General features: G+C 71.4%; 14 protein-coding genes. 8 read left to right on the top strand and 6 right to left on the bottom strand.

Features of this window, described 5'->3' with window-relative positions; translation table 11 throughout:
- Nucleotides 1-9: 9 nt before the first annotated feature.
- The 3 genes from WBN91_RS15490 to WBN91_RS15500 all read left to right on the top strand — a co-directional run bounded on the left by WBN91_RS15490 (nt 10) and on the right by WBN91_RS15500 (nt 2,171).
- Nucleotides 10-1,209 (top strand): PP2C family protein-serine/threonine phosphatase, encoded by a 1,200-nt coding sequence (locus tag WBN91_RS15490; protein WP_337727421.1) that lies wholly within the window; start codon nt 10-12, stop codon nt 1,207-1,209.
- A 33-nt stretch (nt 1,210-1,242) separates the two neighbouring features.
- The gene (locus tag WBN91_RS15495) at nt 1,243-1,659 is read left to right on the top strand and encodes a GlcG/HbpS family heme-binding protein (protein ID WP_337727420.1); all 417 of its coding nucleotides are present in this window, start codon (nt 1,243-1,245) and stop codon (nt 1,657-1,659) included.
- A 131-nt stretch (nt 1,660-1,790) separates the two neighbouring features.
- Nucleotides 1,791-2,171: a helix-turn-helix domain-containing protein gene (locus WBN91_RS15500; protein ID WP_337727419.1), complete on the top strand. Its 381-nt coding sequence runs from the start codon at nt 1,791-1,793 to the stop codon at nt 2,169-2,171.
- Between the two features lie 33 nt (nt 2,172-2,204).
- On the opposite strand, the gene WBN91_RS15505 is transcribed toward WBN91_RS15500, so the two are convergent.
- Nucleotides 2,205-2,795 (bottom strand): ClpP family protease, encoded by a 591-nt coding sequence (locus WBN91_RS15505; protein WP_337727418.1) that lies wholly within the window; start codon nt 2,793-2,795, stop codon nt 2,205-2,207.
- Nucleotides 2,792-3,406 (bottom strand): ClpP family protease, encoded by a 615-nt coding sequence (locus WBN91_RS15510; RefSeq protein ID WP_337727417.1) that lies wholly within the window; start codon nt 3,404-3,406, stop codon nt 2,792-2,794. Before WBN91_RS15510 ends, WBN91_RS15505 begins: the two co-directional genes overlap by 4 nt.
- Nucleotides 3,407-3,612: 206 nt before the next feature.
- On the opposite strand from WBN91_RS15510, the gene WBN91_RS15515 reads away from it, so the two are divergent.
- The gene (locus WBN91_RS15515) at nt 3,613-5,751 is read left to right on the top strand and encodes an ATP-binding protein (RefSeq protein WP_337727416.1); all 2,139 of its coding nucleotides are present in this window, start codon (nt 3,613-3,615) and stop codon (nt 5,749-5,751) included.
- Nucleotides 5,752-5,771: 20 nt separating this feature from the next.
- Here WBN91_RS15515 and WBN91_RS15520 read toward each other — a convergent pair whose 3' ends face one another.
- A complete protein-coding gene (locus WBN91_RS15520) occupies nt 5,772-6,185 on the bottom strand; it encodes a GlcG/HbpS family heme-binding protein (RefSeq protein ID WP_337727415.1) in 414 nt (137 codons plus the stop codon).
- 248 nt (nt 6,186-6,433) lie between these two features.
- Between WBN91_RS15520 and WBN91_RS15525 the strand changes: the two genes are divergently transcribed.
- Together WBN91_RS15525 and WBN91_RS15530 are read left to right on the top strand one after the other, a co-directional pair.
- A complete protein-coding gene (locus WBN91_RS15525; protein WP_337727414.1) occupies nt 6,434-6,733 on the top strand; it encodes a hypothetical protein in 300 nt (99 codons plus the stop codon).
- A gap of 115 nt (nt 6,734-6,848) precedes the next feature.
- The gene (locus WBN91_RS15530; protein WP_337727413.1) at nt 6,849-7,577 is read left to right on the top strand and encodes a DUF2306 domain-containing protein; all 729 of its coding nucleotides are present in this window, start codon (nt 6,849-6,851) and stop codon (nt 7,575-7,577) included.
- A 58-nt stretch (nt 7,578-7,635) separates the two neighbouring features.
- Here WBN91_RS15530 and WBN91_RS15535 read toward each other — a convergent pair whose 3' ends face one another.
- Together WBN91_RS15535 and WBN91_RS15540 are read right to left on the bottom strand one after the other, a co-directional pair.
- Nucleotides 7,636-8,508, bottom strand: a complete 873-nt coding sequence (locus WBN91_RS15535) for an LLM class F420-dependent oxidoreductase (RefSeq protein ID WP_337727412.1) — start codon at nt 8,506-8,508, stop codon at nt 7,636-7,638.
- A 101-nt stretch (nt 8,509-8,609) separates the two neighbouring features.
- The gene (locus WBN91_RS15540; protein ID WP_337727411.1) at nt 8,610-9,839 is read right to left on the bottom strand and encodes an MFS transporter; all 1,230 of its coding nucleotides are present in this window, start codon (nt 9,837-9,839) and stop codon (nt 8,610-8,612) included.
- 179 nt (nt 9,840-10,018) lie between these two features.
- Here WBN91_RS15540 and WBN91_RS15545 point away from each other — a divergent pair, with 179 nt between their 5' ends.
- Nucleotides 10,019-10,606 carry a TetR/AcrR family transcriptional regulator gene (locus WBN91_RS15545; protein WP_337727410.1) on the top strand — a complete coding sequence of 196 codons (588 nt, stop codon included), beginning with the start codon at nt 10,019-10,021 and terminating at the stop codon, nt 10,604-10,606.
- A gap of 133 nt (nt 10,607-10,739) precedes the next feature.
- On the opposite strand, the gene WBN91_RS15550 is transcribed toward WBN91_RS15545, so the two are convergent.
- On the bottom strand, nt 10,740-11,225 hold the full coding sequence (locus tag WBN91_RS15550; RefSeq protein WP_337727409.1) for a cupin domain-containing protein: 486 nt from the start codon (nt 11,223-11,225) through the stop codon (nt 10,740-10,742).
- A gap of 205 nt (nt 11,226-11,430) precedes the next feature.
- Between WBN91_RS15550 and WBN91_RS15555 the strand changes: the two genes are divergently transcribed.
- Nucleotides 11,431-12,225, top strand: coding sequence for an SDR family NAD(P)-dependent oxidoreductase (locus WBN91_RS15555; protein WP_337727408.1), 795 nt, complete (start codon nt 11,431-11,433; stop codon nt 12,223-12,225).
- Nucleotides 12,226-12,443 lie beyond the last annotated feature (218 nt).

The following is a 12,443-nucleotide window of genomic DNA, read 5'->3' on the forward strand; positions in this document are numbered from 1 at the left end:
CGCCTGTCGGTGGTCGAACGCGCGACTCGGGCGGTCCTGCTGATCGGGGACGCCCACCCGGCCCTGCGCGAGGGCCTGTCCGCCGCCGGGTTCGACGTGACCGCCGCCCAGCCCGCCGACGTCGCCGACGACCTCGGCCGCCCGGACGTCGTGCTGCTGGCCGCCTCCCTCGGCCTGCCCCGGGTCGCGCTGCTCAGCCGCCGCGCGCGGGAGGCGGGCGCGCCGGGCGCGATGGTGTTCGACGACGGCGACCTGGGCGCGCTGGAGGCGTGCGTGCGCGCCGGGTTCGAGTTCGTGGCCCCGCCGTACTCGCCGGTCCTGCTGCGCGGCCGGATCGTCTCGGCGTGGGAACGCGGTCGGCTCACCGCGCGCGGCGAGCGGCTCGCGGTGGAGGAGACCGTGCGCGAGTACGAGCGCGACCTGTTCGTGGCGCACGACCTCCAGGCCGGTTTCCTGCCCGACGTCCTGCCCAAGCCACCCGGCTGGGAGCTGGGGGCGCGGTTCCGGCCGGCGCGGATGGTCTCCGGCGACTTCTACGACGTGTTCGAACTGCTCGACGGGCGGCGGCTGGGGTTCGTGGTGGCCGACGTGTGCGACAAGGGGATCGGCGCGGCGCTGTTCATGGCGCTGATCCGGACCCTGTTGCGGCACAGCGCCGAGCACACCCCCGCCACCCTCGCCGCCGGGTCCGCGCTGTCGCCGCGCCTGGCCTTCGGCACCGGGCCGCTCGTGCAGTCCGTGGTGGACACCAACCGCTACCTGGTCGGCCACCACCTCAAGCAGGGCTACTTCGCCACCGTCTTCTTCGGCGTGCTCGACCCGCTGTCCGGTGGCCTGGTCTACCTGAACTGCGGCCACAACCCGCCCGTGGTGGTGCGCGCGGACGGCACCCGCACACCGTTGCGCCCGACCGGCCCGGCCCTGGGCCTGTCGGCGGACAGCGAGTACGCGCCCGCGCGGGTGTTCCTCAACCCCGGCGACGCGCTGTTCGCCTACACCGACGGGGTGGTGGAGGCCCGCGACGTCGCTGGCGCGCAGTTCGGCACGGACGCGATGCTACGCGCGCTCGGTCCGGGCCGGTCGGTGGAGGACATGCTCGACTCGGTGGACGACGCCCTGCGCCGCCACGTCGAGGGCGCGGAGCAGTTCGACGACATCACCATGTTCGGGGTCCGGAGAGGGGTTGATAGGGATAGTTCCCTAACGTAGGCTTCGGGTTACCGACCCGATCGAGGAGCGAACGTGAGCGCACTGTCCCTCCAGGATGCCCGCCGACTGCTGGACGCGGCACTGGAGCACGCCGAGCACCTGGGCGTGCAGGCGGCGGTCGCCGTCGTCGACGAGGGCGGCCACACCAAGGCCGCGGCCCGCGCGGACGGCGCCACGTTCCTGACCCTGTCGCTGGCCACGGGCAAGGCGGTCACCGCCGCGGGCCTGGGCTTCGACACCAGCGGCCTGGGCGAGTTCCTGACCGGCGACCCGGCGCTGCTGGCCGGCCTGTCCACGCAACCGGGCATCACCGTGGTGCCCGGCGGCGTGCCCATCGTGCGCGAAGGCGCGGTGATCGGGGCGATCGGCGTGTCCGGTGGCCCGGCGGGCGAGGACGAACCCATCGCGAAGGCGGCAGTGTCGGCTTTGGTCGCGCAGGCCGCGTTCTAGAGGGGCTCATCAGGCTTCCGGGCCGGCACGGGTGCACGCGCCGCACCCGTTCCGGCCCGGATTCTTCGGTGCCGTTCTGCCAACAGCGGAATGGGCGTCCGCGGGGGTGAGTGGCCCGTCAGGATGACGGTATGGCGGAGATCCTTCCCTTCACCCGAGAACGCGACCGGGACCGCGCCCGACCGTCCGGGGGCCGCGCGGCCGAGGACCGCGACCTCCGGCACACCTCACCCCAGCCGGAGCCGTTGTGGCGGGACCTGCTGGGGCGCAGCCTGCGCGCGGCCCGGGAGGAGCAGGGCGGGCGGCTGGTCGACGTCGCCGAACGGGCCGGGATCTCGCCGCAGTACCTGTCGGAGATCGAACGCGGGCGCAAGGAGCCGTCCAGCGAGATGATCGCCGCCGTGACCGGTGCGCTCGGGGTCGACCTGGCCGACCTGCTCATCGGCATCGCCGGCGACATGCGCCGCGCCACGGGCCACCGCCCCGCCGGCCCCGTTCTCCTGGCCGCCTGAGGCTTTCCAGCGGCCTGCGGCCCGGCCCTGTCGTCAGGTGCGGTGGTCCAGGACGTGGTCGGCGAGTCCGTAGGCGACCGCGCCGGCCGCGTCGAAGACCCGGTCCCGGTCGGTGTCGTGGCGCAGCTGCTCGACGTCGCGGCCGGTGTGCCGGGACAGGATCTCCTCCAGCTGCGTGCGCACCCGGATCACCTCGTCGGCCTGGAGGATCAGGTCGGGGATGGTGCCCCGGCCCTGCGCCGCGGGCTGGTGCAGCACGACCCGGGTGTGGGGCAGCACGAACCGGTGCCCCGGCCGGCCCGCCGCCAGCAGCACCGCGCCCGTCGCCACGGCCTGCCCGATGCACGTGGTCGCCACCGGGGCCTTGATGTAGCGCATGGTGTCGTAGAGGGCGAGCATCGCGGCCGGGTCGCCGCCCTCGTTGTTGATGTAGAGGTTGATCTCGCGGTCCGGGTTGTCCGCCTCCAGGTACAGCAGCTGGGCGATCAGCGCGTTGGCCACGCCGGAGTCGATCGCGGTGCCCAGGTAGATGATCCGCTCGGACAGCAGGTGCGAGTAGACGTCCATGATCCGCTCGCCGTTGGTGCTGCGCGTGATCACGTTCGGGATGGTGTAGGTGCTCATGCGCGGACCCCCAGGCCGATCTCGTGGGTGCGGACGGGCAGGACCTGGTCCAGGCTGCCCACGACGTGGTCGATGAAGCCGTACTCGCGGGCCTGCTCGGTGGTGAACCAGCGGTCGTGCAGGGAGTCGGCGAAGATCCGCTCGACCGGCTGCCCGGTGTCCTCGGCGATCAGACCGAGCACGGTGTCGCGGGTGTGCCGCAGGTCGTCGGCCTGCACCTGCACCTCCACCGCCGACCCGCTGATGCCCGCGGAGCCCTGGTGCATGAGGATGCGCGCGTGCGGCAGGGCGAACCGCTTGCCCGGCGTGCCCGCGGAGAGCAGGAACTGCCCGGCGCTGCACGCCAACCCGAGCGCGAGCGTGGCCACGTCGCACGGGACCAGCCGCATGACGTCCCGGATGGCGAGCATGGCGGGCACCGAGCCGCCTGGCGAGTGGATCCACAAGGCGATGTCCTTGCCGGGGTCCTCACCCGCGAGGGACAGCATCTGGGTGGCCAGCACGGTCCCGTTGTCGTCGTCCAGCACGCCGTCGAGCACCAGGACGCGCTGGGCGAGGAACCGTTCGCGCAGCCGGTGGTCGAACAGCGGCAGCTTCTCGGTGGTGGTCATGCCCACGACGATGCCGGTGCCGAGGCCGCTCCCGCCGGGTTTGCTGCCGTGAGCAGATCCGCTGACGGCTGACGCTCCACAGTGGACGCTCCAGCTAGAGGCGTCTCCGAAGGCGGGCCGCAGTCGTGCGGGTGCCGTTGCCCCACTCGGGTTGGGGTCCACCGGTCTTTCCCCGTGACGACCGACGTGCGGACACACTCGACACCGTGGCGGACACGACGGACAACACGCGCAACCACGTTCATGGCGATGTCCCTGGCATGGTCGTGCAGGCCGGATCCATCGAGAACCTGACCGTGCTCGGGACGTCGTCGGCACCACCCTTGCGCCCGAACGCGCTGCCTCCCGACGTGTCGCTGTTCACCGGACGCACCGAAGAACTCGAGAACCTCGACTCGTCGCTCGGAGGTGGGCCGGAGACCGCCGTGGTGATCAGCTCGATCGCCGGCAGCGGCGGCATGGGCAAGACCTCTCTGGCCGTGCACTGGGCTCACCGGGTCCGCGACCGCTTCCCGGACGGGCAGTTGCACGTCAACCTCCACAGCTACGACACCAGCCCGCCGTCGACCCCCGATCAGGCGCTGGACGGCTTCTTGCGGGCTCTGGGGGTGTCCGGATCGGCGATCCCACAGGACCTGGACGGCAAGACCGGGCTGTACCGGTCGCTCCTGGCCGGCCGCCGGGTGCTCGTGCTGGTGGACAACGCGAGCCACGTCGACCAGATCCGGCCCCTGCTGCCCAACACCCCGACCTGCCTCGTGCTGGTGACCAGCCGCAACCTGCTGTCCGGCCTGGTGGCCCGGGACGGCGCGCGCCGCATCGAGCTGCGGCAACTGCCCCTGGACGAGGCGGTCAGCCTCCTGCGTCGGATCATCGGACCGGCTCGCGCCGATGCGGAGCCGGACGCGACCACCGAACTGGCTCGCCGGTGTGCAGGACTGCCGTTGGCACTGCGGATCGCGGCGGAACGCGTCGCCGCTCGCCCACGCCACCGCATCGCCGACATCGTCGCCGAAGTGGCCGGTCGACACCGGCTGGACGCACTGGCCGTCAAGGACGACGAAGCCACCACGATCCGCACGGTGTTCGGCTGGTCCTACCACTCTTTGCCCGCGGACGCGGCTCGATTGTTCCGCCTCCTCGGCCTGCACCCGGGCCCGACGATCAGCACGCACACCGCCGCCGCGCTGTCTGGCACCACCCTCGGCGGTGTCCGGCCGTTGCTGGACACGTTGACCAACGGTCACCTGCTCACCGAGGTCGAGCCGAACCGGTTCCAGTTCCACGACCTGCTCCGCGACTACGCGGCGGACAGGGCTGGTGAACTCGACTCGCAAGCCGACCGCACTGCGGCACTGCGGCGTCTCCTGACCTGGTACCTGCACACCGCCTACCCAGCGGACTGCCTGCTCTACCCCGACGGGTGGCACATGCCGCTCGACTTCCCCGCACCCTCGCTCGCGCCCCTGAGGTTCGACACCCGCGCCGAGGCCTTGCGCTGGTGCGATGCGGAGATCGCCAACATCCTCGCCGCCGCCCGCCTCGCCGCCGACCACGGTCACCACGACCTGGCCGCGCGACTTCCGCGTGCCGTCTCCGTCTACCTCGCACTCCGCGCCCGCAGGTCGGACGCGGTCACCGCGGGCGAGATCGCGCTCGTCGGTGCCAACTGGCTGGGCGACCCGAACCTCGAACTGGACGCCCTCACCGGCCTCGGCGACGCCCTCTTCCAAGCCGGCCGGTTGGACGAGTGCACTGTGGTCAACCTCCAGCAGCTCGTCCTCGCCCGACGGCTCGGCAACGTCCGCCACGAGGCCGGCGCACTGCACGAGCTTGGCATCGTCTACAAGGCCAAGGGCAAGCTCGACGTTGCCGTTGAACACTTCCAGGCGGCACTACCGCTCTTCCGCGCCATCGGCAACCATCGTGGCGAAGCGCTCATGCTCGGCTTTCTGGGTGATGTGTGCCGTGAACGTGCACAGTTCGACGAAGCTCTCGACTACCTGCACCAGTCGCTGACCATCATGCGCGACAACGACAACCGCTGGAACGAGGCCGTATGCCTGCGTTGGCTGGGGCAGGTCCATGCCGATCTCGGGCAACACGCCGAGGCCGTTGACTGGTTCACCCGGTCGGCCGAGATCTACGAGGCACTGGACGACCGCTACGAGACTGCTCGCACGCTGCACGCCCTCGGCGACACCCACAGAGAGGCCGGGAACCTCGGCCTCGCGCGGACGGCCTGGCGGGAAGCGTTGGCCCTCTACGACGAACTCCACATGCCACAGGCGGCCGAACTACGGGCCAGGTTCTCCGCGAGGGAGGGCGGCGGCGGGCCGGGGTGACGGGGCCGCCGCCCTCGACCTCAGTCGCCCATCGCCGCGATCGCGGCCTCCGCGATGGCGCGTTCGACGTTGCCCGGTGCGCCCGCCACGCCGATCGCGCCCGCCGTGGTGCCGTTGACGACGATCGGGACCCCGCCCGGCAGGACGTTGAAGCCGGGGGAGGAGTGCAGGGCCGCCACGATCGTCGGGTCGCTCGCGGCGAAGCGGCCGAACTCGTCGGTGGGCATGCCGCTGTGCGCGGCGGTGCGGGCCTTGCCCAGGGCCCAGTCGGTGGCGAACAGGTTGGCGCCGTCGAGGCGGACCAGGGCGCGGACGTGGCCGCCCTGGTCGACGACCGCGATGCCGACCCGGGCGCCGACCTGCTCGGCGCGGGCGACGGCCGCGTCGAGGGCGCGTCGGGCTTGCTGGAACGACACCGTCGGGGTGGTGGCCACGAGTACCTCTTCTGTGCTGTAGTGGAACGGTCCCTAACTTCCTCGTCCGACACGGTAGTCGGCTTGTTCCGGGGAGGCAAGAACGGCCGACCTCACGGAGTTCGAGAATGCGCGTGGAAGACCTCACGAAGTGGCTCCGGCGCATTCCTCGACAACGCCGCAAAAGCGCGCCGGAAGTTAGTTTGAGCCTCGGCCCGCTGTTCTTGCGCAAGGCGGACAGCTTGGTGAAAACGAGGTGCTAGAACGACATGGCAGTTGTCGAGAACATCCGTTTCCGACTCGTGGACGGGATCTCCGAAGCCGATTTCCGGGAGCGGGACAAGAAGGTCCACTACGAGTACATGTCCCTGCGGCCCGGGTTCCTGTCCCGCTCCTCGTCGGTGAGCGCCGACGGCGAGTGGTTCGTGGTCGTGCACTGGGCCACCCCCGAGGACGCCCAGGCCACCATCAACGGCTTCTTCGGCGCTCCCGAGACCCAGGACTTCCTGGCCGCGGTCGACAAGACCACCGTCGCGTCCGGCAGCTACACCGTGGTCAACCAGTCCTGACCCGCGCCACCGGCGGACCCGGCCACCCGGCGCGGGTCCGCCGGCCCACCTCACCCCACCCGACGCCCGGCGCCCTCGCCGTGCCCGATCGGAGACCAACAAAACCATGACAACTGTGGACGAACAGGAAGACGCGGCCCGCGTGGCACCCGGCCGCCGGACCCGTTCGGTGTGGCGCGACCAGTGGTGGGTGCTGCCGCTGGCGCTGTACTGCGTCGGCTTCGCGGTCACCGGCGGCTGGCGCTACTTCATCTTCGACGAGTCCATCTCGCTGGCCGCGCCCGCCCGACCGGAACTGCCCTGGCAGTACCCGATCATCGCGCTGCACGTCATCTTCGGCGCGTTCGCCATCGCCACCGCCTGGGTCCAGGTGTGGCCGTGGTTCCGCGACAACCACCCGAAGTGGCACCGCCGCATCGGTTACGTCTACTTCGGGCTCGGCGTGATCCCCTCGGGCATCCTGGCCTTCCCCGTGGCGTTCCTGGCGACCTCCGGCCACGGGCCGCGCACGGTCCTGGGCGTGATGGGCGTGCTGTGGATGATCAGCTCGCTGGCCGGCCTGCGGGCGGCCCGGCAGCGCCGGTTCGACGACCACCGCCGGTGGATGCTCCGCAGCGTCGCGCTGACGACGTGCATCGCCACCGCGCGGCCGTTCGTCTACGGCCAGATCGACCTGCTGGGCGCGCTGCTGCCGGAGACCTACCCGGCCACCCGCGACACGTTCGTGCTGGCCGAGGCGATGGGCCTGTTCATCGCGATGATGATCCACCTGGTGTTCGTCGAGTGGGTGCTGCTGCGGCCCAAGCGCCGCCGGCGCGCGCCGGCGGCACGCACCGCGGTCTGACCCCGCGACCGCGGCGGCGCCCCTCCCGGAACGTCTCGGGTGGGGCGCCGCCGTGTGCTCAGTCCAGTGTGGACTGGATCGCCTTGAGCGTGTCGCGCAGGACGTCGAGGTGCTGGTCCACTGTGGACAAGCCCATCGCCATCGTGTCGACCGACAGGTGGGTCGCGCCCAGGTCCCGCCACCCGCGCACGTACGCGGCGTGCTGCGACTCCGGCAGCGCGGGCAGCGTCAGGCGGGTCTCGAAGCCGATGGCCGACGGGTCGCGGCCGGCCTCGCGGGCGTAACCGCGGACGCGTTCCAGCTGCTCGTGCGCCACCTCGTCGGGCCAGCGCCGGGGCATCCAGCCGTCACCCAGCCGCCCGACCCGGCGCAGCGTCGCCTCGGCGTAGCCGCCGAACCACACCGGGATCGCGCCCGGACCCGGCCGCGGGTTGATGCCCGCCCGGTCGACCCGGTGCCAGCGGCCGGTGAAGTCGATCGCCTGGTGCGCCCACAGCTCGCGCAGCAGGCGGACCTGCTCCTCGCTGCGCGCGCCGCGGTCGCGGAAGTTCTCGCCCAGCGCCTGGTACTCGACCTCGTTCCAGCCGATGCCCACGCCCAGGCGCAGCCGGCCGCCGCTGAGCAGGTGCACCTGCGCGGCCTGCTTGGCCACCAGCGCGGTCTGCCGCTGCGGCAGCACCAGCACGCCGGTGGTCAGCTCCAGCGTCGTGGTGACGCCCGCCAGGAAGCCGAACAGCACCAGGGGCTCGTGGAAGGCGTGCCGGTCGGTGTAGCCGGCCCAGCCCGGACGGCCCTGCGGGCTCGCGCCCAGCACGTGGTCGAAGGCCAGCACGTGGTGGAAGCCCATCTCCTCCACCGCCTGGGCCCAGGCCCGGACCGCGCCCGGGTCCTCGCCGATCTCGGTGTGCGGGAACACCGCTCCGATGCGCATCTCGCTCCGATCGCAGAAACACGGGTACGGCGGTGCCGGCCACGGAGAGCCGATCACCGCCGTACCCGTCGGGGGTTGGCCAGTTGGTCTGTGAGCCCTGGTCAGGCGGGCTCGGGGGCCGGGGCGGGCTCGGGCTGCTCGGCCGCGGCTTCCTCGACCACCGGGGGCTTGAGGAAGCTGGTGGCCCAGGCGACCGGGATGGCCACCGCGGCGATGATCACACCGGTGATCACCGCGGACGACGGGCTGAAGCTGCCGATCGCCACACCGCCCATGATGGAGCCGAACGCGATGCCCGCGTTGACCGCCGAGGCGGGCAGCGAGGACGCCAGGGCGCCACCGGGACCGGCCAGGCTCACCACGCGGTACTGGAACGAGGGCACCATGCCGAAGCCGAACACGCCCCAGGCCAGCATCGCGAGGATCACCAGGAACGCGATCGCGCCGACGAAGTACAGCGCCAGCAGGGAGACCGCCACACCGATGGTCGCGACGATCAGGGTGCGCGCGGCGCTCTTGTCGGCGAACCGGCCGCCGCCGAACGTGCCGACCGCCGTCGCCACGCCGTAGGCCAGCAGGAAGATGCTGATCGCGGCGCCGGAGATGCCGGTGACGTTCTCCAGGAACGGCACGATGTAGGTCAGCGCCGAGTACTGGGCCGCCATCGCCAGGAACACCAGGAACAGCACGGCCAGCACCCGCGGGGCGAAGGCGTACTTGGCCTGGTTGCCCGCGCCGCCGGGGCTGCCGGGCACCGACGGGACGAGCACGACGGTGGCGATCAGGGCCACGACACCGAGGATCACGACGGCCAGGAACGAACCGCGCCAGCCCAGGCTCTGGCCGACCAGGGTGCCCAGCGGCACGCCCAGCGCCGCGGAGACCGCGAAACCGGCGATGACCGTGGCGATGGCGCGACCGATGCGCTCCGGCGGCACGATCGAGATGCCGGCCACGATCGCCACACCGACGAACAGGCCCTGCAACGACCCGGTGAACGCGCGCACCGTGATGAACAGCGCGTAGTTCTCCGTCAGCACCGGGACCAGGTTGCCCAGGATGTAGAGGACCAGCGCGGCCAGCAGGATCGTCTTCTTGTTCAGCTTGATGGTCAGCGCGGTCAGGATCGGACCGCCGACCGACAGGCCCAGCGCGTAGGCGGTCACCAGGGAGCCCGCGGCGGGAATGGAGACTTGCAGGTCGTTCGCGATCAGGTTGAGCACGCCGACCACGAGCAGTTCGGCACTGCCCAGCACGAACGTCCCTAAGAACAGCGTGGCGAGGGCCAGGTTGGTCCTGCCCTGGCTCGGCGCCGCTTGCTGGGTACTCATGAGCACCTTCCTTGTCGAATCGCGTGCTTGTCGTATCGCGGTGCGGAACGGCCGACCGACCTGCCCGTGTCCTTGCCCGGGTCTTGCCCGGAGGGGGAGTGGCGGGGAGTGGCCAGGGCGCCGTCGCCGAGATAGACTATAGGGAACCATCCCTAACATTGCAACCGCGAGGGGAGACCGTGCACAGATCCGCTGCCGAGACCCGGTCGCACGTGCTCCGGGTCGCCGGGGAACTGTTCTACTGGAACGGGATTCGGGCGACCGGCGTCGACCTGGTCGCCGCCGAGGCCGGCGTCGCGCCCACGACGCTGTACCGGCTGTTCTCCTCCAAGGACGCCTTGGTGGGCGCGTACGTCGAACGCGCCGACCAGGAGTTCCGGGAGCTGTTCGCCGCCGCTGTGCGGGCCGCCGGACCCGATCCGCGCGACCAGATCCTCGCGATCTTCGACGAGGTCTTCGCCCAGGTCGACTCCGGCCTGTGCCGCGGCTGCGCGTTCCTGATGACGCTGGCCGAGTTCCCGGACCCCGAACTGGCCGCCCACCGCAACGCGGTGCAGGCCAAGACGTGGGTGCGGCAGAGCATCGGGGAGCTGGTCGAGCGCCTGGACGTCGCCGATCCGGGCGAGTTGGCCGACCAGCTGACGTTGGTGTTCGAGGGGCTGCACGCGTCGAGCCAGTCGTTGGGCTCGCACGGGCCGGCCAAGCGGGCGCGGCGGTTGGCCGAGGCGATCCTGGAGGCGGACGCGCCGCGACCCCCGGAGACGTGAAGCGCCCGACGCGCCGGAGGGCGCCGACGCTCGGTGCGTCGGCGCCCTCCGGGGTGCGCGCTCGGGTGGTGCGAGGGTCGTACGGGGTGCGCGCTCGGGTCGTGCGGGGGTCTTGCGGGGTTGTGCGGGGCGGTCAGGCCGCCTGGCCGGGCGGGGGAGAGAGCATGATGCCGAACTGCGGTGCCAGCTCGACGATCTGCTTCATCTGCTCCGGGGTCAGCGGCGGCGGGGCGACGCCGGCCTTGGCCTCGGTGCCGATGGTGGTGAAGAACCCCTCCATGCCCGCGCCCGGCGAGAACAGGAAGATCATCCGGGCGTTGTGCAGGCCGACGTTGCGGAAGCGGTGGCGGGTGCCGCGCGGCACCCAGACGAAGTCGCCTTCGCCGGCGAGGAACGTCTCTTCGCCGTTGAGGAACTCCAGCTCCCCGCCGAGGATGAAGAACGCCTCGTCGGTCGAGGGGTGGACGTGCGGGGGCGGTCCGCCGCCGGGCGGCACGGTCGCCTCGGCGAAGGTGAGCGAGCCCCCGGTGGTCGCGGTGGTCGCCTTGAAGGTGTAGACGGCGTCGCCGAACCACACCGTCGGACCCTTTCCGGCGGGGTGGTGAATGACTTCGGGCACTGTGTGCTCCTTTCGTGGCATTCTCGACGGTAGTCCGGCGCGGTCGGCGGAAAAAGCGGTCCGGTAAAATGGTGTTGAGCATCGTGGACTGCACGGAGTGTGCCTGTTTTCGGCGGTGGAAACCGCTTGGTCTCCTTTGTGGCACTACGCTGAGAAAACGCCAGGGGTGTTTTCCGAGTCGAAAAAAGTGCAAAAGGAGTACCACATGGACCTGCACCTGTCCGGCAAGGTCGCCGTGGTGACCGGCGCGAGCCGCGGCATCGGCCTCGCGGTGACCAGGGCGCTGGCGGAGGAGGGCGTGCACGTCGCGGCCGGCGCCCGCGGGGCCACCACCGGCGCCCTCGCCGAGCTGGCCGCCACCCACCCGACGGTGCACCCGGTCGCCGTCGACCTGGCCTCGCCCGAGGGTCCGGCCAAGCTGGTGGACGCGGCCGTCGCCCGCTTCGGCGGCCTCGACATCGTGGTCAACAACCTCGGCGGCGTCGTCCGCCGCAACGAGGGCTTCCTGTCCATCACCGACGCGGACTGGGAGTGGAGCCTGACGATGAACCTCCTCGCCGGCGTCCGCACCTGCCGCGCGGCGGTGCCGTTCCTGCTGGAGCGCGGCAAGGGCTCGATCGTCAACGTCAGCTCGGTGATGGCCTACCTGCCCGACCCGGACGTGTACGACTACACCGCCTCCAAGGCGGCCATGACCAACTTCTCCAAGGCCCTGTCCAAGGAGTTCGGCCCCAAGGGCATCCGCGTCAACACGGTCAGCCCCGGCCCGACCGTCACCGACATGTGGACCCGCGAGGACGGCATCGCGACGGCCTTCACCCGCGCCACGGGCGTCGACGGCGACGCCTTCATGAAGGAGGTCGCCAGCCGGGCGGCTTCGGGTCGGTTCAGCAAGCCGGAGGAGGTCGCGGACGTCGTCCTGCTGCTGGCCAGTGAGCGTGCCGGGAACGTGGTGGGCGCGGACTACTACGTCGACGGCGGGTTGATGACCAACATGTGATCACCGGTCCCGACCGGAGGGTCCCGACCTAGGGGGGCGGCATCGCGCCGTCCCCCTACGGGCGTTTCGGGAACACGACGATGCCGGCTGTCCGCCCAACGCCGCGTTCTTCCGCGCACGCTGCGCGCTCCTCCCGCGCGTAGCGCGGTTGTTCGCGCGCGGAGCGCGCGGTAGGTGTTACCTACAAGTGGAGGGCCTCGGTTCCCCCACCGTATGGC

It is taken from the genome of Saccharothrix sp. CCNWYY140 (genome assembly GCF_037401995.1).
Lineage (GTDB): Bacteria > Actinomycetota > Actinomycetes > Mycobacteriales > Pseudonocardiaceae > Actinosynnema.

Bases quoted from the DNA above. Each gene is read 5' to 3' on its own strand.
- WBN91_RS15500 (WP_337727419.1), top strand. From the start codon at position 1,791: ATGGCGGAGATCCTTCCCTTCACCCGAGAACGCGACCGGGACCGCGCC.
- WBN91_RS15505 (WP_337727418.1), bottom strand. From the start codon at position 2,795: ATGAGCACCTACACCATCCCGAACGTGATCACGCGCAGCACCAACGGC.
- WBN91_RS15510 (WP_337727417.1), bottom strand. From the start codon at position 3,406: ATGACCACCACCGAGAAGCTGCCGCTGTTCGACCACCGGCTGCGCGAA.
- WBN91_RS15525 (WP_337727414.1), top strand. From the start codon at position 6,434: ATGGCAGTTGTCGAGAACATCCGTTTCCGACTCGTGGACGGGATCTCC.
- WBN91_RS15535 (WP_337727412.1), bottom strand. From the start codon at position 8,508: ATGCGCATCGGAGCGGTGTTCCCGCACACCGAGATCGGCGAGGACCCG.
- WBN91_RS15540 (WP_337727411.1), bottom strand. From the start codon at position 9,839: ATGAGTACCCAGCAAGCGGCGCCGAGCCAGGGCAGGACCAACCTGGCC.
- WBN91_RS15555 (WP_337727408.1), top strand. From the start codon at position 11,431: ATGGACCTGCACCTGTCCGGCAAGGTCGCCGTGGTGACCGGCGCGAGC.